The sequence below is a fragment of the Shinella daejeonensis genome (assembly GCF_024281235.1).
GTDB lineage: Bacteria > Pseudomonadota > Alphaproteobacteria > Rhizobiales > Rhizobiaceae > Shinella > Shinella daejeonensis.
Genome location: NZ_JAHWXY010000001.1, coordinates 1 through 19187 on the forward strand (window position 1 = coordinate 1; position 19187 = coordinate 19187).

20 protein-coding genes are annotated in these 19187 nt (G+C 65.0%); 4 read left to right on the plus strand and 16 right to left on the minus strand.

Annotated elements, in window-relative coordinates; genetic code table 11:
• The 8 genes from KYK29_RS00005 to KYK29_RS00040 form a co-directional block, all read right to left on the minus strand.
• The coding region (locus KYK29_RS00005) for a replication initiator protein A (RefSeq protein ID WP_254688811.1) at positions 1 to 1049 on the minus strand (1049 nt) is incomplete at its 3' end.
• An 18-nt stretch (positions 1050 to 1067) separates the two neighbouring features.
• Complete coding sequence (locus tag KYK29_RS00010) at positions 1068 to 1349, minus strand: helix-turn-helix transcriptional regulator (RefSeq protein ID WP_254688812.1); 282 nt, start codon at positions 1347 to 1349, stop codon at positions 1068 to 1070.
• Between the two features lie 143 nt (positions 1350 to 1492).
• On the minus strand, positions 1493 to 1987 hold the full coding sequence (locus KYK29_RS00015) for a DUF2285 domain-containing protein (RefSeq protein ID WP_254688813.1): 495 nt from the start codon (positions 1985 to 1987) through the stop codon (positions 1493 to 1495).
• A complete protein-coding gene (locus KYK29_RS00020; protein WP_254688814.1) occupies positions 1914 to 2255 on the minus strand; it encodes a transcriptional regulator domain-containing protein in 342 nt (113 codons plus the stop codon). The genes KYK29_RS00015 and KYK29_RS00020 overlap by 74 nt, the downstream gene beginning before the upstream one ends.
• A gap of 126 nt (positions 2256 to 2381) precedes the next feature.
• On the minus strand, positions 2382 to 2642 hold the full coding sequence (locus KYK29_RS00025) for a DUF2285 domain-containing protein (protein ID WP_254688815.1): 261 nt from the start codon (positions 2640 to 2642) through the stop codon (positions 2382 to 2384).
• Between the two features lie 93 nt (positions 2643 to 2735).
• Complete coding sequence (locus tag KYK29_RS00030) at positions 2736 to 3002, minus strand: helix-turn-helix domain-containing protein (protein WP_254688816.1); 267 nt, start codon at positions 3000 to 3002, stop codon at positions 2736 to 2738.
• Positions 3003 to 3247: 245 nt separating this feature from the next.
• Positions 3248 to 3412: a hypothetical protein gene (locus KYK29_RS00035; RefSeq protein WP_254688817.1), complete on the minus strand. Its 165-nt coding sequence runs from the start codon at positions 3410 to 3412 to the stop codon at positions 3248 to 3250.
• A gap of 450 nt (positions 3413 to 3862) precedes the next feature.
• Positions 3863 to 4264, minus strand: a complete 402-nt coding sequence (locus KYK29_RS00040) for a single-stranded DNA-binding protein (RefSeq protein WP_254688818.1) — start codon at positions 4262 to 4264, stop codon at positions 3863 to 3865.
• 901 nt (positions 4265 to 5165) lie between these two features.
• Here KYK29_RS00040 and KYK29_RS00045 point away from each other — a divergent pair.
• From KYK29_RS00045 to KYK29_RS00060, 4 genes are all read left to right on the plus strand, one after another.
• Positions 5166 to 6074 carry an aminoglycoside phosphotransferase family protein gene (locus KYK29_RS00045; protein WP_254690028.1) on the plus strand — a complete coding sequence of 303 codons (909 nt, stop codon included), beginning with the start codon at positions 5166 to 5168 and terminating at the stop codon, positions 6072 to 6074.
• A 115-nt stretch (positions 6075 to 6189) separates the two neighbouring features.
• A complete protein-coding gene (locus KYK29_RS00050; RefSeq protein WP_254688819.1) occupies positions 6190 to 6540 on the plus strand; it encodes a DUF2200 domain-containing protein in 351 nt (116 codons plus the stop codon).
• Positions 6541 to 6853: 313 nt separating this feature from the next.
• Positions 6854 to 7480: a LysE family transporter gene (locus tag KYK29_RS00055; RefSeq protein ID WP_254688820.1), complete on the plus strand. Its 627-nt coding sequence runs from the start codon at positions 6854 to 6856 to the stop codon at positions 7478 to 7480.
• A 226-nt stretch (positions 7481 to 7706) separates the two neighbouring features.
• The gene (locus tag KYK29_RS00060; protein ID WP_254688821.1) at positions 7707 to 8039 is read left to right on the plus strand and encodes a hypothetical protein; all 333 of its coding nucleotides are present in this window, start codon (positions 7707 to 7709) and stop codon (positions 8037 to 8039) included.
• Between the two features lie 45 nt (positions 8040 to 8084).
• Here KYK29_RS00060 and KYK29_RS00065 read toward each other — a convergent pair whose 3' ends face one another.
• The 8 genes from KYK29_RS00065 to KYK29_RS00100 form a co-directional block, all read right to left on the minus strand.
• Positions 8085 to 8501: a hypothetical protein gene (locus KYK29_RS00065; RefSeq protein WP_254688822.1), complete on the minus strand. Its 417-nt coding sequence runs from the start codon at positions 8499 to 8501 to the stop codon at positions 8085 to 8087.
• A 161-nt stretch (positions 8502 to 8662) separates the two neighbouring features.
• A complete protein-coding gene (locus KYK29_RS00070; protein ID WP_254688823.1) occupies positions 8663 to 9592 on the minus strand; it encodes a DUF2493 domain-containing protein in 930 nt (309 codons plus the stop codon).
• A 328-nt stretch (positions 9593 to 9920) separates the two neighbouring features.
• Entirely contained in the window at positions 9921 to 10982 is a 1062-nt protein-coding gene (locus tag KYK29_RS00075) for a DUF7146 domain-containing protein (protein WP_254688824.1), read from the minus strand.
• Positions 10983 to 15338 carry a strawberry notch-like NTP hydrolase domain-containing protein gene (locus tag KYK29_RS00080; protein WP_254688825.1) on the minus strand — a complete coding sequence of 1452 codons (4356 nt, stop codon included), beginning with the start codon at positions 15336 to 15338 and terminating at the stop codon, positions 10983 to 10985.
• Between the two features lie 158 nt (positions 15339 to 15496).
• Positions 15497 to 15901 (minus strand): antirestriction protein, encoded by a 405-nt coding sequence (locus KYK29_RS00085; protein ID WP_254688826.1) that lies wholly within the window; start codon positions 15899 to 15901, stop codon positions 15497 to 15499.
• On the minus strand, positions 15898 to 16161 hold the full coding sequence (locus KYK29_RS00090; RefSeq protein ID WP_254688827.1) for a DUF6117 family protein: 264 nt from the start codon (positions 16159 to 16161) through the stop codon (positions 15898 to 15900). Before KYK29_RS00090 ends, KYK29_RS00085 begins: the two co-directional genes overlap by 4 nt.
• Positions 16162 to 16228: 67 nt before the next feature.
• Complete coding sequence (locus KYK29_RS00095; protein ID WP_254688828.1) at positions 16229 to 16783, minus strand: hypothetical protein; 555 nt, start codon at positions 16781 to 16783, stop codon at positions 16229 to 16231.
• Between the two features lie 154 nt (positions 16784 to 16937).
• Positions 16938 to 19109: a ParB/RepB/Spo0J family partition protein gene (locus KYK29_RS00100; RefSeq protein ID WP_254688829.1), complete on the minus strand. Its 2172-nt coding sequence runs from the start codon at positions 19107 to 19109 to the stop codon at positions 16938 to 16940.
• Positions 19110 to 19187: the final 78 nt, after the last annotated feature.

Sequence of the window (19187 nt, forward strand, 5' to 3'; positions counted from 1 at the left end):
GGATCATTGGCAAGATGATCGCGGGTGGCACTGGGCGCGTGCTTCACACCCACAGAAACAGTTAAAGAAGATTCTTGGTTAGACTCTAAGTTAAGGGCGCGAATCCGCCTGCGATTTCCAGACGTTAAGGCCGGTTTGGGTTCCTGATAGCACGAGCCTCGGGTTCCCGATGGCACGATAGTCCGGGTTCCCGATAGCACGAGCCCGTCCACAGGTTTTCCACAGGGCGGGAGCGGCTCGAACGCGAGCAGCGTGCGCCCGCCGATCTCCATCTCCAGCGACAGGACGTAGCCGGGCAGCGGCTGGCGCCGCACGATGTCGCGCAGCTCGAACGCGAAGCGTTTGAACGGCGACAGACTGCCGGATTTGACGTGGAGGTGGCGCAGGTCGAACCGCCAGCCGTCGCGCTGGCGGCCGCCGTGCTTGCGCACGATGCGGTAGAGCCAGCGGTCGAGGCCGCCGGTCAGATCGAAATAGGCCGGGTCGATTGTGAGGATGAGCGCGTCGTCGAGGACGGCCTTGTAGAACCAGTCGGGGACGATCAGCTCGATGCCGTCCGGCCGCCCATGGCGGTCGGTGCGCTCCTGCCATTCGTTGATCCACGAGAAGCGGTGGCGGCGGCCTTCGGCGGGCTGGCGGATCGATGTCGAGATGGTCGTGGATTGCAGCCGGTCCAGCGCCGCCTTGAGGCGCTGATAGTCGCGCAAGCTGGTGCCGCGTCCGACATAGGTGAGGATTTCATAGGGCGTCGCCGCCATCAGCCTGGACGTGCGAAGCCCGTTGTCGCGGGCTTCGACGATCTGGCTGGCGGCCCAGATCAGGATGTCGGCGTCCCAGATCGTGGCCATGCCATGATCGGGAACGGCCTCGACGCGGATCGTGATGTCGCCGGCTGCGAAGTCGATCGGCGCGACGCGATGGGATTTGGAGAGGGAGAAGAACGGATAGGCCATGAGATCCTGCGCATCTCGTGGCGCGAAGTCGCCGGGGAGCGCGCGAAACAGATCGAGCTGCCCACGCTCCGAGGGGTCACGACGCCGCACCACCATGAAAGGGTCCGGCCACGATCAGCGTGCGAACCGGCCGGCAACCCGGTCGGTCGACGGCGGCTGGCGCTTCGCCGGCAGCACGGAGCCGCGCGGATCGGAGGTCGAGGTGACGGCGCCGCGCTCGGCCCAGGTTTCGAGATCGTCGACGGCATAGACGACGCGCCCGCCGAGTTTGCGGTAGGCCGGGCCGGTGCCGTAGGTCCGGTGCTTTTCGAGGGTGCGGGCAGACAGGCTGAGAAACTCAGCGGCTTCCTTGGTCCGCAGGTAGCGTGGCGGGAGCGCGGCGGTTTCGGGTCGCATGGGGCGGGCCTCCGTGGGGTTGCTGGGGGCCGCTGGCGATCAGCGGCTGACAACGACCACGGTGGCGGAGAACCGTCGGCGGGATGGATGGGGGACTTGAGGTGGCCTAAATCCCCACCCCGGAAACCATGGCGGCGCGGCGACTAAGGGCGGCGGCGCTGGCGAAGGAGTTGCAGGTAGCCCCCGTTGATGAGGGCAAGGCCGCCTTCGACGAAGGCAATGACGGCATCACGGAGCGGCGACGTCTTCCAGGGCTCGGTGTCGACGCGCGCCGCGCCGTAGATTGCAATGGCGATCTCACGATAGGTCGCGCCGTTCATATGGCCGTCGGCGGCGCGCAGCTTCAGCCGAAAGCGCCGCCGCTGCTCGGCGGTCATGCGCGTGTCGCGCGGCGGCGGGCGGCCGAGCCAGATGCGCGCCATTCGCGCCAGGGCATCGATGCGGTCGAGGACGTCGGCATCGAACGGAACCAGCGCCGCGAGCTGGTCGCCTGGAACCGTGCCGGAAAGGAGAAGCACCGGGATGTCGTGCTCGGAGAAGGACGCATAGGCGCCTTCGGGAGCATTACGCCCTACGGCGAACGGGTCGACGGATACAGCGGCGCCAGGCGGCAGAAACTCGGGTCGGCGCGTCAGCATGAGAACGGCGCCATCGCATGAGGGCGACCACAGCACATCTTGGTCCAGCGCGGACAGGCCCGGCCTGGCAGCGAAATCGCAGCCCCCAGAGTTGTTCTGCGTCTTTCGGAAGCGGTGTGGCTTCGGCGGCCGTATTCACAAGACCGCTGTAAAGTTCCTGATAAGGAACGTATCGGCGAAGGCATTCCCAAGCGAGACCTTCGACCGGCAAGCTATCGAAATAGTCGTAACGGCTGTCGTCCCGCCAGTCGCTTGTATCTGGCCTCATAGCGTCCACTCCTCGCAGTTTACGCGCAAGTCGGACGCCTATTTTTCCTATTTAACCCTAGGTAGTAGAAGGACAGGAGAGGACATGACGCGATGTTCAAAGAGCATCGCGCGGACATCGGGCCGATCAGCCGGGGGGCTGGCGCAGAAGGTGCCGATAGCCGGTATGCGTCATCCAGCGGGCGCGAGCGAGATGGCTTTCGTGGATGCGTCGGCAGCGTTCGGGGTCGCCTGATGGATCGAGACCAAACAGGATCTGCACCGCCTCGGTCCAATCGGCGCCATCCGCATCCGCGTCCAGCAAGCGCGCGTACAGTTTGACGTGCGCCTTGTCATAGGCGGTCAGTTCCTGCCCTGCCGGCGCGGTATCTTCGTAAGTCTCGGTCATGGTGCAGGCTCGATTACTATCCGGCTGCTGCATCTTAACCAAGTTTGATCCAAAATGGAGCGATAGCAAGCGCCGGCGGGTTGTGCCCGCCGATCAGCGCGCGGCATTGGATGGGTTGGGCTTATTTCCGCGATCATCGACCAGCAACACTCCTTGCCCTTTATCGGTGGACAGAAGGACGATGCCGGCCGCTTCCAAGGCCCTGCGCACCTGATCGCGCGTCGTCTCGTACACGTCGAGCCCGCTTTCGGATTCGAGGCGTTTGAGCGCGGTCAAGGCTACCTGGGCGCGGTCAGCGAGCGTCTCCTGTGTCCAGCCGAGCAACGCGCGTGCGGCCCGTGATTGTCGGGCGGTGATCATACATGATCACCTCCCATTCAGACCTACGCGCACTCCAGAACTACGACTAATTTAGTCGCTCTTGCTTCTTTTGGCCAGCCTAAAGGCGCCGCGACCAGCCGGTGAAGGGCGCGCTTGTCGCGCATTGATTCGCCGGGCCATGCGCTATCGGGGAGCCTGAAAGGCTGGCCCCGGCCTGCCGCGCGCCGGCGACCGTAATGGGCGGGCGGCGTCTGAAGATGGAGGGGCGGATGTTCCGCCCCGTTTCACGCGAATGGATCGATTTCGGAGACGATGGTGTCGTCGTCGCCGTCATATTCGGTGGCGGGCATCACGCTCATGGTGCCGTCGCCGGCGCGGAAGATGATGATGGCGACCATCAGGGTGGGGGCGAGACTGGCGGCGTAGGCGTTGGCAGTTGCGAGGGTCATTGTCCGGCTCCCGATCTTGGCGGGGACCATTCCCCGCTCGACGGGCGCCCGAAGTGTTCTGGGCTCGGCCGGGGTCATCGCGCAGGCGAAGACGAAGCGACTGCACGCTTTGGGTAGCGGACCCCATGAGGGTTGACCCTGGAAGGCCGGGATCGGAACCAAGGTTAAGCCATAAGAGCGGGGTGGATTCCGCCTGCCGGAGCCGGTTGCCCCTGCATTACCATTGTCGGAGCTGCCTTGGCTCGCCGCCTGACGGTCGCGATCGGCGCCCGCCATCCGTGGCCTGCGTGATGCCCGCCACCGAATATGCGCCTGGCGCTCCCCAGCCCTTCCGATCCTCTCGCGTGAAACGGCGCGCAGCGCCCGAGGCCGTGGTGCAACGCTGGCGGCGATCCGGCGCGAACATGAGAAATCCCGGCGGCTTTCGCCGCCGGGTCTCCGGCCGTCCGATCAGAACGGGATGTCGTCATCCATGTCCCGGTCGTCGCTGCCGTTTTCGGCCTGCTTCGCCCGGCTCAGGAAATCGACGGTCTCGGCGATGATCTCGCAGCCGTAGCGGTCATTGCCCTGCTGATCCTGCCACTTGGTGTAGTGGATGCGGCCGCGAACCAGAACCTTCATGCCCTTTTCGCAATGCTCCTCGATCGTCTTGCCGAGGCCGTTGAAGGCGGTGATCCGGTGCCATTCGGTGTCCTGCACCCGGTAGCCCCGGTCGTCGCGGACCACCTTGCCTTCCGAGTAGCGGGGGCGCGAGGTCGCGAGGGTGAAGTGGGTGATCCTGGTGCCGCCCTGGGTGGTGCGGGTTTCCGGGGTCTGGCCGATGTTGCCAGCGAGGATGACGATGTTCTGCATTGTAGGTCTCCGTTGCTTCTCGGAGGAACCATTCCCTCCGACGAGACCCGGCCAAGGCCGTCTGGAGACTCCTGCAACTGCCGGCTCGCCGGCAGCTCGCCCCTAAGGTCCGGGTGGAGCGGGCAGCCGCGCTCGCGCGGCAACACGGCCGGAAACCGCGGGGGTTGCCGGAAGGAAACAGAACGGACTTAGGGGATCAGTCAGTCGGAGGGATTGGTGCTTCCGTAAGCCCGGTGGAGACCGGAGCCAGAACAGCGTCCTTGCTGGCCGCAGATGACGACAGGGCCAGACGCACCGCCTCGGTGGCGCACCGGCCACGTCCCCGGTCGCCTGCCGATCCGCGCCCTGGCCTCTGAGGCAAGTGAGGACTTCCGCGAGAATGAGGCGCCTGCCGGGTTATCCGCACGATTCGCCGGATCATCGTTCGACGGGACGAGGCTCGATCCCGCGCATTGCAGGATGGCATGAAGATGCTCGCGGCCCAGCTCGTCGCGCAACCATGGACCGATCAGCCCCGCATCGACCGCCGCGCTCGCAGATCCCGCCCGATGCCGACGCTCCGGGCCGGACGGGGCGACCGACACGGCAGCGGCACATCCGGCGACGGTGACGACACTTGCTCTGATCGGATGGCAGGAGGCTTGGCGCGAAAGCTGCTGGGATGGACATGGGAGCGATGGATCGTCGCCGCCCCCCCGTGTCAGCGATTGAAGCCGAATGGCGGAAACGCGCCGAAGGCGTGGTTCCGGCGAAGCCGAAAGCGCGGCACGAAGGGCAACGCCATAGTGATCGCTGCAATCCGGCTTCTATGAACCATTGCAAAAGTCGCTATTCTACAGCGACGCAAAAAATCAGGCGTGAAAGTCTCGCTCCAATCGCGAGTTTTGCGACGGGATCGTGGATGTTGAGTAGTATCGAAAATCTTGGCGTATCCATAAACGCCGAACTGGCGCGGCGACTGATAGCTGCGCAGTTTCCAGAATGGTCTAACTTGCCGGTCACGGCCATAGAACCCGGCGGGTGGGACAATCGCACTTTCCGACTTGGAGATCATATGTCGGTGCGCCTGCCAAGCGCACGCGCCTATGCCGCTCAGGTGGAGAAGGAACACGAATGGTTGCCGAGACTCGCGCCGCACCTGCCGCTACCAATCCCTGTCCCGCTGGCGAAGGGATCACCGGCCGAGGGCTACCCTTGGCCTTGGTCGATTTATGAATGGCTGGATGGCGAGCCGGTAACGGCAGATAATATTTCCGGCTGGACCGGGTTTGCCCGTTCGGTCGCCCGCTTTCTCGCCGCCTTGCATCGTATAGATGCGACGGGCGGGCCTCTGCCGGGACAGCACAATTTCCATCGTGGTGGCCGTCTCGCTCTCTATGATGCGGAAACCCGGTCCACGCTGACGGCGCTCGCCGGGCGCATGGATACGGCGGTTGCAGGTGACATATGGACGGCCGCGCTATCGTCGGAGTGGCACGGCTCGCCGCTATGGGTCCATGGCGATATGTCATCCGGCAACCTTCTCGTGAAGGATGGCGCTCTATGTGCTGTGATTGATTTCGGCTGCTCGGCAGCAGGCGACCCCGCTTGCGATCTTGTGATTGCATGGACGCTGCTTTCCGGCGAGAGCCGGGAAGCATTTCGCGCCGCGCTTCCCCTCGATAGGGACACTTGGAATCGGGCTCGCGGGTGGGCCTTGTGGAAAGCCCTGATTACCGTCGCAGATCAAGGCAAGGGTCAGCCCGAACAGGAATCGTCGTGGCAGGTCATAGGTGAGCTAGTGGCCGACTACCGCCAGCAGCGGAACTAATATCGCAGGACTCCTGACTTTCGGAAGCCGCACAAGTCTACGATTCAAAGGCTGCAAACTCGGAAGTTTTGGACTCCATCTTCGACGTGACATCTCAGAGAATTCAGGAGGAGAGATGACGAAGCATCGAATCTACTCAATGAGCTTCGGGAAGGTCTATCCGCTCCTGGTCGCCAAGGCTGAAAAGAAGGGGCGCACCAAGGCAGACGTTGATCAAATCATCTGTTGGCTGACCGGCTATGATCTGACGACATTGGAGGACCAGTTGGCGAAGAAGACGAACTATGAAGATTTCTTCGCGCAAGCGCCTCAGATGAATCCGTCCCGATCGTTGATCACCGGCGTTGTCTGCGGTGTCCGCGTGGAGGAAATTGAGGAACCTACCATGAGGGAAATCCGCTACTTGGACAAACTGATCGACGAACTCGCGAAGGGAAAAGCGATGATGAAAATCCTGCGAGGATAACCGGGGTCGGGCCGCCCTCATTAATCTGCGCGCAGCACAAGCACATCCGCCGCCCCCGTGTCAGCGATTGAAGCCGAATGGCGGAAACGCGCCAAAGGCGTGGTTCCGGCGAAGCCGAAAGCGCGGCCCGCAGGGAGACACCATAAAAGCCGCTGTAATCCGGTTTCTATGCACCGTCGCAAAAACGGCCATTCTACAGAAATGCAAAACTCAGATGCGAAAGGCTCGCTTTAATCGGATTTTTCTGAGAGCGCCTTGCTTCCAATTCGCTCTTATGACTTGCTCGATCCAAACCATTTGGCAAGTATATAACTTGCCTCAAGAACTGACGACCATCTTTACAGCTTTGGCAATTTATGCGGCTGTTGTTCTTCGCCCCGGTCCAAACTTTACTCTTATAACGCGCCTCGCGGCATCCGGCGCGCGACCTGCCGCATTGGCGGCGACACTCGGTTTTTCCGTGGGTGCGACGGTCTATGCCGTTCTATCCATGACGGGCCTCGCCCTCATCATTACCCGCGTGGGATGGCTGGTCACATTCGTTCAGATCGCCGGCGGCTGCTACCTGATCTATCTTGGTCTATCGGCATGGTTCAGCCACACCGCAAAGACGCTCGATGGTGCCGGGAGTCCGCACATCACCAGTGCGGCGCGCGGGTTTCGTATGGGACTGATCGTTGAGCTATCAAACCCTAAAGGCATCGTGTTTTTCGTCAGTTTCTTCGCTGTCGCTGTTCCTATGGAAACCGCGTTATGGGCCAAGGCAGTAATCCTTGCTGGCGTGCTAATCCTCGAAATCGTGTGGTATGGGGCAGCGTCGTTCTTGCTGTCCACTCGACCAGTGCGCGCCGTCTATGAGCGTTTTGCCATCTGGATCGAGCGCGCTATCGGGACGCTGCTTGCAGGCTTCGGCTTGCGCTTGATCTCGGAAAAGATTTGATCCTGTCGCACAATTAGCGTGGTTCCGGCGACGCCGAAAGCGTGGCCCGCAGGGCGACACCAAATCAGCCCCTGCAATCCGGCTTCTGCCTACGGTCGCTCTTCTACAGCGATGCAAAAATCGGACGCAGAACTCTCGCTTTATTCGGAGATATTGGCGACAACTGTTGCGTTAACAGAAATCAGAAACGGGCACACATCGCCGTCGTGAAAAGGGAGCTGGATCGATGAAGCTGAAGAGATTTCTGGCGGTGACGGGCGCTGTGTGTTTGCTCAGTGGGATAGCCCACGCAGCGGAGCCATCTTTCGAGGGAAAGTACACATTCAACTGGCTCAAGAGCCCCGGCAAGCAAAGCTGCATCAAGATCGATGCAAAGCTCGCGTCCCGTATTGCGTCAAAGGCATTCAGTTGTCACCAGAACGAGGGAAAGATGGAAGCCGGAGAAACCGTTCCGGCCTGCAAGGCGGCACGCGGCAACGTCGAATATCTGATCTTCAATACGCGAGCCTCTTGCGAGAACGAGCGCCAAGCGCAGGACGCGAACTCGGAAGAGGAGTGACACTTCCCTTCCGGCCCATGCCGCCAGCATCACCGGAACGCAAAGTCAGCGCGAAAGCGCAGCCGTTCCGACCGCATTGAGGTTCACCACGGCCGCAATGCCGATGACGATGCCACCGATCCCGCCGAGGATGTTGATGGCGATGGCCGAGTCGATCATGTGCTTGGTCACGCCATGGACCAGCGCATAGCCGGCGATGACGGCCGGAATGGCGAAGATGGCGAGCGCCATCAGGCGCAAGGCGGGGTTCTTGGCGAAGCCGAGGACACCAATCACCGGCACGATCGAGCCGATGGCCGCAGCGACGGCCGCGAGGGCGGACATCATGAAGCCCGAGCCGGTCGCATAGACATATTGGAACGCGGTGATGCCGGTCATCACCGGCAGCGCATAGATGGCGAGATGCCAGGCGATCACGCAGAAGGTGATGGTCAGCGAGATGGCGAGTAGGATCAGCGTCATGGAAACCTCCACTTGAATGGTTGAGGATCACGACAGGCTGACTTGGGATACGCTCTTGCCTGCGACTATGCTGCTTTGCCGGTTCTACAGGTGAGCATCATAAAAGCCTTCATGCCGTCGCTCAAGTATTGGCGGCCATGACAGCCGCCTTTCGGCGGCGCTTACGCGCCGCCGTGCTTCATGACCGGGATGCCGAGCTTGCGGGCCTTGTCCGCGAGATTGTCCTGAATCCCGGTTCCGGGGAAGTGGATGACCCCGATTGGCATGGTGTCGAGCATCGCATCGTTGCGCTTGAACGGCGCTGCCTTGGCGTGCTTGGCCCAATCGGGCTTGAAGGGGATTTCCACGACCTTGCGGCTGTTGGCCCATTTCACGGCGATGAGTTCGGCGCCCTTCGGGCTTCCACCGTGCAGCAGCACCATGTCGGGGTGCTTGGCGTGAACCTGATCGAGCTTGGCCCAGATCAGGCGGTGGTCGTTGTAGTCGAGACCGCCGGTGAAGGCCACTTTCGGGCCGGCCGGTAGGAGCACCTCTTTCTCGGCGCGCTTCTTCGCGGCGATGAAGTCGCGGCTGTCGATCATCGCGGCGGTCAGGTTGCGATGGTTGACCATGGAGCCGGAGCGCGGCCGCCAGATCGAGTGGGTGTGGCGCTCGAAGTGTTCGGCGGCCTGGTCGCGCATCAGCTCGAAGGCGTCGCGCCGTTCGAGAAGGGTCTGCCCCTCTGCCGTCAGGCGCTCCAGCTCGACGGACTTCACCTCGGACCCGTCCTGTTCCCTCTGAAGGCGGCGCTGCGCGACTTCGTTGTCGTCCAGCTCGCGTTCGATCCGGTCGCCGGCGCGCTGGAAGAGGTTGACCGTGCCCCAGAGCAGTTCTTCGAGGTCGGGCTCGAGGCGGGTGTCCGAGAGCGCCACCACGAGGGCGTCGAAGATGTCGGCGATGCTGCCGGCCACGACATTGCCCTCGGGGAGCGGCCGCGGGTCGGGTTCGTCCTCGAAGGGACGGTAGCCGTAGAGCGCCAGTTCCTGCAGGATGTGATCGGTCGGGGAAGATGCGTGGTGCGGTTCGTAGTCGGTGTCGTGGTGTTCGGTCATGGCGGTCTGCCTTCGGCTCGAAGCCGCGCCCATCGCGGCCTTCATGGCGACGAAGGCGTCGGACGGGCCGGACCTGCACCTGACGCGCAGCGGAAGGCCGGAACGCAGAGGAGGATGACGGAGGCCGGCGATTTTGCCTCGCGATGCAAAGCGCCCCTTGGGGCGCGGCGGAAAATCGTCGGGCGCAGGCATTGCCTGTCCGGCACGGCTGACGCCCGATCGCCCTCTCAGAAGGCCGTGGGGGTGGCCTCTCAGCGCCGGAGGTAGATCGTCATGGCTGAACCGGCTCCGCGATACCGCCTTGCCGCTACCACCTGACCGCGACCGATCAGGCCGCCAGCAGCATGAAGCGGGCTATGTCCTGCGAGACGATCTGGTCCCGCAGCCGTGCCGCCAATGCGTCGTGGCCGAGCAGCCTGAGATCTTCGTTGAAGTCGCCGAGCCGTGGCGTGAGCACAACCGCCTCGATCCCGACCGAGCTCGCACGCTCCGTCAGGGTCGCCATCGCACCGTCGCCGGCCGGATCGTTGTCGCGGGCGATATAGAGCCGCCGCAGCGTCGCCGGGAACAGGATGGCGCTGAGATGGGCCGCCGAGAGCGCCGCCAGAGACGGCATCCTGGGCAGAACCGAGCGAACGGACAGCAGCGTTTCGATGCCTTCGCCGGCCGTCATCACCTCGCTGCCCATGCCGAAGCGGACGGCGTTTCCGAGGAGATCACCCATCGCACGCCGGGGCGTCTCGATCGGCGCACGGCCCAGACGCGCCTCGCTGAAGCCGTCGGGATCGAGCCAGGTGCGGTGCGCGCCCGTGATGGTGCCGGCGAGGTCGGTGACGGCGGCGACCATTGCCGGCCAGGTCTCGGTCGGTGCGTTCTCGTCGGCCCGATAGTAGCAGCGGGGATGGAAGCGCAGCGCGTCGGTTTCGTGCAGAGCCGTAATGGCGCGATTGCGTAAATACGTTTCCACGAGCGTCCGCCCGATGGGCTTCGCCATGGCCAGGAGCCGCCGTGACGCTTCGGGCGATCCTGCCGGCGCCGATGCCGGTCGCCAGTCACGATCAGCGGGTTCGGGTTCAGGATGCGGCAGGGCGAGGAAGGACCGCGCCTCGTCGGCAATGTCCTTGAAGTCGATCAGCCCGCAGCTTTCGCGGATGACGTCGAGAAGATCGCCATGCTCGCCCGTGGCGGAATCGGTCCATTTGCCGGCCGCGCCCTTGCCGGTCTCCGGGCCGGTCAGCCGCACGAACATCGAGCGGCCCGGCGCGTTGCGGACGTCGCCGACCTGCCAGTATCGCCCGGCGCGGTGGCCGGACGACAGATAGTGACGGCAAACCGCCTCGGCCTGCCGGCCGAGACGGATCGCGAGTTCGGAGGCGTCGAGGCGAGTCATTTACGCCGCCTCCCGCTCGCCGATGCGCTCGACCGGCCAGCGGTCGAGCAGCTTTGCGAGCACGACCGGCCCATTGGCGTCGACCGGCACGAACATGCGCAGCTTCCACGAGATGATTTCGTGAAACAGGCCATAGGCCGTGAGCCGCTCGCGCATGGTGTCGGTGAAGCCGGAGAGCTCGATGCGGTTCGCGCCCATGACGCGAGCGCGCCGAAGCTGAAGGCCCTCGGCGAGATCGAGAATGGTGCGGCCGTCCATCAGCGCCATGAAGGCGTCATCGGGCGTGAGCGCGGTCGTGCCGGTCGTGGTCGCGTTGGCGGCCCAGGCCGGAGAGACCTTGCGGCCGATGATGCGCTCGCCGTCGTCGGTCTGGAGGCGATACACCCGCGTCGATTGATTCGGCAGGCGCTTCCAGATCGGCAGCAGCAAGCCAGTGACGACATGGATCGTGCTGTCGGCAAACTCCGGCACCTCGGCGATCTCGGCGTTCCAGGCGGCGGCGAACGCATCCTGATCCGCCTCGATCCAGTGGGTTTCGGCCATGGCCTTGATGGGAATGTTATGTCCCTCCGTCGGGCGCAGCAGCCGAACGCGGCGCTCGATCTCGCCATCGTCGAGCATGATGCTGATGGTCGGCACCTGCACGGCGGCGCGGCCGGAACGCTCGTTGACGAGGAGCTTCGCGCGCCGGTCATCGAGATGGCCGAGGGCGGCGTCCAGCGTGAGCGGACGATTGCGCGCGCGCTGCGTGATGGTGAGCAACCGGGTTTCTGCGCCGGTGCCCGGATGAACATAGATGGTCTTGCGGTCGGTGACGATGAACCGCTCGGCGGTCAGCGTCTCCAGCCCGGCGTCATAGGTGCCGCTGGCGATAGCGCCCTCGATGCGCGCCGTCAGAAGCTGCTCGAAGGCGGTGAAGAGGACGCCTTGAAGCTCGATAGTGAGCGCCAACAGCCGATTGAGGAAGGTGGTGATCGGCGGCAGCTCGTCCTTGATGCCGGTCGAATCCATCAGCTTCAGGCCGGTGGCGGACTCGAAGCGGTCGAGCGAGCAGCCCTCGACCTTGCCGCGCACCAGCAGCATGTAGAGTTGGCGCAGCGCATCGCGCGCATAGGAACTTTCCAGATTGTCCTCGGGACGGAACAGGCCCTGTCCGCCGGTCTGGCGCTGGCCCCGCGTGATCGCGCCCAGCGTGTCGAGGCGGCGAGCGATCGTCGACAGGAAGCGCTTCTCGGCCTTCACATCGGTGGCGATGGGCCGAAACAGCGGCGGCTGCGCCTGGTTGGTCCGGTGGGTGCGGCCGAGTCCCTGAATGGCGGCGTCGGCCTTCCAGCCCGGTTCGAGGAGGTAATGGACGCGCAGGCGCGTATTCCGCGCCGAGAGTTCGGCGTGGTAGCTGCGCCCGGTGCCGCCCGCGTCGGAGAAGATCAGGACGCGCTTGTCGTCGTCCATGAATGCCTGCGTCTCGGCCAGATTGGCGGAGGCCGCGCGGTTCTCGACCACCAGACGGTCGATGCCGCCCGGACTGCGCTTCCTGACGATCCGGCGCGAGCGGCCCGTCACCTCGGCCACCATGTCGGCGCCGAAGTGCTGGACGATCTGGTCGAGCGCGCCGGGGACGGCCGGCAGGCTCGCCAGCTTCTCGATCAGCTCGTTGCGGCGGGCGACGGCCTCCCGGCTTTCGACGGGCTGGCCGTCGCGCATGACCGGACGGGACGAGACCTTGCCGTCGCTGTCGGTGAAGGGCTCATAGAGTTGCACGGGGAAGCTGGTTTCGAGGTAGGACAGGACATATTCGCGCGGCGTGATGTCCGCCCGAATATCGTTCCATTCCTCGGTCGGGATGTCGGCCAGCCGCCGTTCGGTCAGCGCCTCGCCGGTCGAGACGATCTGGATCACGGACGAATGGCCGGCGTCCAGATCGGCGGTGATCGACCGGATCAGCGTCGGCGTTTTCATGCTGGTGAGCAGATGGCCGAAGAAGCGTTGCTTCGCGGACTCGAACGCCGATCGCGCAGCGGACTTCGCCTGCTTGTTCAGCGTGCCGGTCGATCCGGTGATGTTGGCGGCCTCCATCGCCGCGTCGAGATTGTTATGGATGATGGCGAAGGCCCCGGCATAGGCATCGTAGATGCGGGTCTGCTCGGGTGTCAGCGCGTGCTCGACCAGCTCGTACTCCACGCCGTCGAACGACAGCGAGCGGGCGGTGTAGAGGCCGAGCGCCCGCAGGTCGCGCGCCAGCACCTCCATCGCCGCGACGCCGCCGGCTTCGATGGCCTCCACAAATTCGGCCCTGGTCGAGAACGGGAAATCCTCGCCGCCCCAGAGGCCGAGCCGCTGGGCATAGGCGAGATTGTGGACGGAGGTGGCGCCGGTCGCCGAGACATAGGTGACGCGGGCGTTGGGGAGCGCGTGCTGGAGGCGGAGCCCCGCGCGGCCCTGCTGCGAGGCGGCGACATCGCCACGTTCACCTTTACCGCCAGCAGCGTTCTGCATGGAATGCGCCTCGTCGAAAATGATTGCTCCATCGAAATCGGAGCCCAACCATTCAACGATCTGCTTGACGCGCGATAGCTTCTCACCGCGGTCGTCGGAGCGCAGCGTGGCGTAGGTTGTAAATAGGACGCCTTCGGGAAGCGTGATCGGCCGCCCTTGCGGGAAACGCGAGAGCGGCGTGACCAGCAGCCGCTCCATGCCGAGCGCGCTCCAGTCGCGTTGCGCGTCCTCCAGCAGCTTGTCGGACTTCGAGATCCAGACCGCCTTGCGCCGGCCTTGCAGCCAGTTGTCGAGGATGATCGCGGCGGACTGGCGGCCCTTGCCGACGCCTGTGCCGTCGCCGATGAAGAAGCCGCGCCGGAAGCGCACGGCCTTCTCGGCATCGTCACGCGCGGCCGAGACGAGATCGAACGTCTCGTCCACGGTCCACGCGCCGGCGAGATAGTCAGAATGGGCCTCGCCGGCATAGACCAGCGTTTCGAGCTGAGCGTCGGATAGAAGCTCGCGGATGTTGGCGGGGAGATGCGGACGATAGCTCGGCTTCGGCGGCGCGACACTCGCCATCGCGGCGGACTGCACCAGCTTCGTGGGGTGAGCCTGAGACCCGGCAATACGGATCGCCTGCAATCCGTATTCCTCATAGATCGCGTCAGAGATGCGGCCATCGTCGTCGGCCCCGGCTTCGGTCTCCGCCAGCGCGTCGATGATCTCATAGTCGAGCGGAACGCCTTCCGGCTCGGCCGCGACGGCGGCGGGCGCGATCCTGGCGGCGCGGTTGAGATAGCCGCGCACGCTGCGCGCGGCGGCGGGCTCAGCGGCCGGAACGATGACGGACGGGTCGACCGGCAGGCGCGGCGGAAGATGCGCGCCGATCCAGTCCATGAGCGTCGCGGCGTCCGGCGCGGTGCCCGGCGAGACCGGGAAGACCGTGGGATCGTCGGCGGGCAGCTTGTCGATGACGGTCAGCCGCGTGGCGAACGTCGTGCCATGCTTGGCATAGACCGCGCCATCGATCCCGGCGGAGAACACGACGCGGCCGCGCTCCTGCAAGCGGGTGAAGGCGGAAACCCACGCCGGGGCTTCCGGGCCGAAGTTCGCGCCGGTGATCGTGACGAGACGCCCGCCGGGCGCCAGGCGCGCGAGCGCGGCGGCGACATGGCGGAACGCGGCATCAGCCACGCGGCCCTCGACATGGACCATGGCCGAGAACGGCGGGTTCATCAGCACGACGGACGGGACAGCGGCGGGATCGAGATGATCGTCGATCTGCGCCGCGTCGAAGCGGGTGACGGGAATGGCCGGGAAGAGAGAAGAGAGAAGCGAGGCGCGCGTGTCGGCCAGCTCGTTCAGCACGAGCGAGCCGCCAGCGATCTCCGCGAGGATGGCGAGCAGCCCGGTTCCGGCCGAGGGTTCGAGCACACGGTCGGCGGTCGTGATCGCGGCGGCGGTCGCGGCGACCAGGCCGAGCGGGATCGGCGTCGAGAATTGCTGGAGCGCCTGGCTCTCTTGCGAGCGGCGGGTATGGGTCGGCATCAGCCCGACGATCTTGCCGAGCAGCGGCAGCGCGGCGGCCGCAGAACCGGCTTTGCGGAAAAGCGCCTTTCCGTATTTGCGCAGAAACAGGACGGTCGCGACCTCGCACGCCTCATAAGCGGTTTTCCAGTCCCAGAGGCCGGTGGCGTCGGAACCGCCGAAGGCCGTTTCCATCGCGCCGCGCAGGGCGACAGCATCGACGCGGGCACCGCGTTCGAGATGCGGCAGGATCAGGAGGGCGGCAGCGTGGACGGCGGCAGCGTCATCGCCGGGCGCTGCGAGCGGCGTCGCCGGCAGCGTGTCGGCCAGGGGAAGCAGAGCGTTCATCGGGAAGTCCTCGGGAGAGCGGAAACGGGCAAGCCCGCCGGCGCTCTCTCTTGGACCGGACGGGCTCGAACCCGTCCCGGCCACTCTCTCCCTCTGATGCCGTGGCGGTAGCCGGCATGAAAAAGGCGCCCGGCCGTACGGCGGGGCGCCTGTTGAGGTCAGTCGATGGCGCTGTAGATCGCAGACGCCTCGGGATGGCGGTCGAGATAGCGATGAAGCCGCTCGTAGCCGTTGGCGAGGAAATCGGACTCGAACCGGAACGACAGGTGCGAGAAGGCGAACAGCGTGGCGATGATCCCTGCCGCTTCGGCCGACACCTCACCGCGATATTCGGTGATCGCGCTTTCGATGCTGTTACGCGGCTTGGAGGTCGGCGCGAGAAACAAGGGCTGCGTCCCGATCTCGTAGAAGTTCCAGAGGCCGCCGCCGTAGTCTCGCGGGCTGAGGCGCTCCATGAGGGAATAGACCGAGTTCTCGGCCACGATCACGAGCGGCAGGCTGAACAGGGTCGGCAGGAACAGTTCGCGCCGATCTTCGGGAACAATGGTGGCGGGCATGGTCATTCTCCCCGCACTTGTTCTGCCGACAGGAAGCCCGACGGGTTGGCGGGGTCCGGCGGGAGATAGGCGTCGTAGGGATTGCCGTCTGCGAGATGGCCGAACGGCGTCATGACGTAATCGGCATGATCGCGGCCAACGGCGCAAAGGACGTAGCGGGTCTGGCCTGAGACGGCATCGAGGCACTCCATGAGGGCCAGATTGCCGTCGCTTGCCGCGCGCAGCAGGGTGTTGAAGTTCGTGCGGGCATGATCGGGGATAGCCATGAGAGTCTCCTGAAACTACGAAACCCGGCGCGAGGCCGGGTCGAATGAAAGAAAGGGCCGCGGGAAATCAGGCGGCCAGCGGCATTCGCAGAAGCTCGGCGGCAGTCTCGCGCCAGAACGCATCGACCAGCCGCGCCTCAAGCTGGCTGGCGCGGTAGCGATAGTCGCGGGCCGGGCCGTGCTCGCCGCGACCGACTGCGGCGAAGGCTGCACCGCGCAGTTTGCTGGCCTCGGTCACGATCTGGCGGGCCTCGGCGTCGGATGCGACCGGCTGCTGCCAGAGGATGATGCCGGCGCGGACGGTTCCGGCGAGAACCACGCCCTGATCGCAGTCCTGAATGACGATCATGCGCGGGCGGAAGCGGAGCATGTCGTCGGTCCCGACGCGAATATCGCCGCGGGCGATCCGGCCACTGGCGACGGACATGGCCTCTTCGGGCGACGGGTATTCGCCGAGGGCGACAATCTGGTCGAAACTGTGGGCTTCCACGCCCTCGTAGCTGGCGGTGCCGATGCAGGAGATCCGCAGCGGGAATTTCTGTGCGCGCTCCAGGGTCGGCAGGACATGGTGCGCGAGAATGGCGCCGATCGGGGCGACGCGAGATTGGCGAGCAAGGGTCATGGGATCAATTCCGCGACGGGCGGCGGAAGCCTCTCCTCCACCTCGTAACCCGTCACGGCCAGGCCGACCGGCCTCTGCCTCTCTCCACTCTTGGAAGCCGGCCGTGGCCACCATGAAAAATGCGCCCCACCGGATGATGGGGCGCATGTTTCGATCATTCGGCCGCGACGAGAACGACTTGCTCGTCTTCGGTCTCGGTGGCTTCGTCCTCGTCGCCATCGCCAGCCAGGAAGTCCGGCAGGGCCTCGCCGTCACCGGCATCGCCAGCGTCACCGGCGTCACCGTCGAGTTCGACCAGGCGCAGCGGCTCGGGCAGCCAGCCGGTTTCGGCCAGCAGGCGCTCGGCCTCCTTCGCCATGTCGCCCTTCTTCAGATGGCTGATGAGCTGGGCGGCGCGCTCGCCCGCACCTTCGCGAACGGCTTCGAGGATGCGGGGCTTGGTGACGCGGCCGAGATAATTGTCGACCGTGGGCCTCCAGCCGCCGTCGATCACCATGTCGAAGCCGGTGGCGCGGGCGATGCGATCCGCGCCGGAGAGGCGACGATCAAGGCCGAACTGCGAGACGCCGGAACCGCTGTGCGGATTGGGCCGCTCGTAGAGGGCGTTGACGCCGTAGCTGACGCAATGGGCGAGCAGCGCCATCCGGCTCGTATCGTCGAGCGCGGCGATCCAGTCCCAGACCGCGCTTTCATCGGTCGGGACGTCGGCCTTCCAGGCGTCGAAGCGTTCGTCGATGGCCTTGGCCGAGGGCGTGTCGCCTAGATCGCTGCCCTGCACACCGAGATGCCGCTGCTTCACGAAGATCTCCATGCAGCCGTTCGGCGCCGAGTAGTGATAACGCTGCATGACCAGGCGGTGCAGGAGCGCCGTCATCGCGACATGGGGGTTGTTGGCGAGCGCGTCATGGAGCGCGAGCGTGCGATGGGCGGTGAGTTCGATCACCAGCCGTTCGGGGAGCGGCTTGATCGCGTCATCCTCGTCGTCCTCCGCATCGACCGGCTCGCCGCCGATGGTGATGACGGCCCGCTGGACGCTGGCCTGGGCCGCGACCGCGCCGCCTTCGGCGTCACGCTCGCCATCGCCGGCATCATCCTCGCCGTCGACGGTGACGGGCGCCTCGTCCTCGGGACGGACATAGCCGCGAGCGACGACGAGCTGGCCGGCACGGTCGATGCTGATGAAGACACCGGCACGGCCGATCTCGTCGGCGTCATAGATCGCCGGGCGGTTCTCGAAGGCGGACAGTGCGGTCTCGATCTCGCCGAGGCGCGCGTCGATGTCGTCGGGCAGCTCGTCGTAATCGGCATGTTCGGCCTCGAGCCGCTCATATTCCTCGCGCAGCGCCTCGCGGGTCGCGCGCTCGGCATCCGTGAGGTCGAGCGGCGTTGAGGCGAGAACGCGCAGGCCGCGATCGTGGCCGTAGGGCAGATCGGTGTCGACCTCGATCCACTTCCAGCCTTCGGCCGCGACGTCATCGGCGATGCCCTTCAGCTTGTCGGAGACCAGCCGGTCGAGCAGCTCGGGATTTTCCAGCCAGCCTTCGTCCTCATCGGAGAAGAGATCGCGCAGCATCACGCCGCCGGCCTGTTCATAGGCTTCGACGCCGACGAACTGCACGCGCTTGTCCTCGATCGGAACCGTGGTCTCGGTCAGGAGATCGCGGATATACCAGGGCTGGCGGTTGTGCGAACGCTGGATCGCCTCCCAGACCTGCTCCTGACGGGCATGATCGGGGTTGACGGTGAACGCCTCCAGCATCGCCAGCGTCATCTCGGTGCGCGCATAGGCATCCATGAGCGACGGCGCGACGCGGGCAAGGCGAAGGCGCTGGGCGATGTAGCGCGGCGTGGTGCGATAGGCGTCGGCGACTTCCTCCTTCGACATGCCGCCATCGACCATGCGCTTGAACGCCTTGAACTGGTCGAGCGGATGGAGCGCCAGCCGGATGACGTTCTCGGCATAGGAATCGTCGACGGCCGAGGTCTTCGCATTGGCCTTTTTCACGAGGCAGGGAACGAGACCGTCTTCGGGGAAACGGCCTGCCGCGACCAGGCGGGCGATGGCGCGGTAGCGCCGGCCGCCGGCGGGGGTCTCGAAATCGCCGGTCTCTGCGCCGGCTTCGTCGAGAACGGCACGGACATTGAGGCCCATCACGAGGTCTTCACGGCGGTCGATGTCCTGGGTCAACTCGTCGAGACCCTCTTCAACGCCGATCTCGCGGACATTGCTGTCCGAGAGTTTGATGCGGTTGAACGGAATGTCGCGCGTGCGGGAAAACTCGATCATCGCGACGGCGGGGTTCTTCTTGCGGGCAGCTTTGGCCATGGTCTTCACTCCACGACGGGCGCCGAGAGCCTCTCTCTCGAACCTAACCCGTCATGAAATCCCCATCCCCTCTCTCCC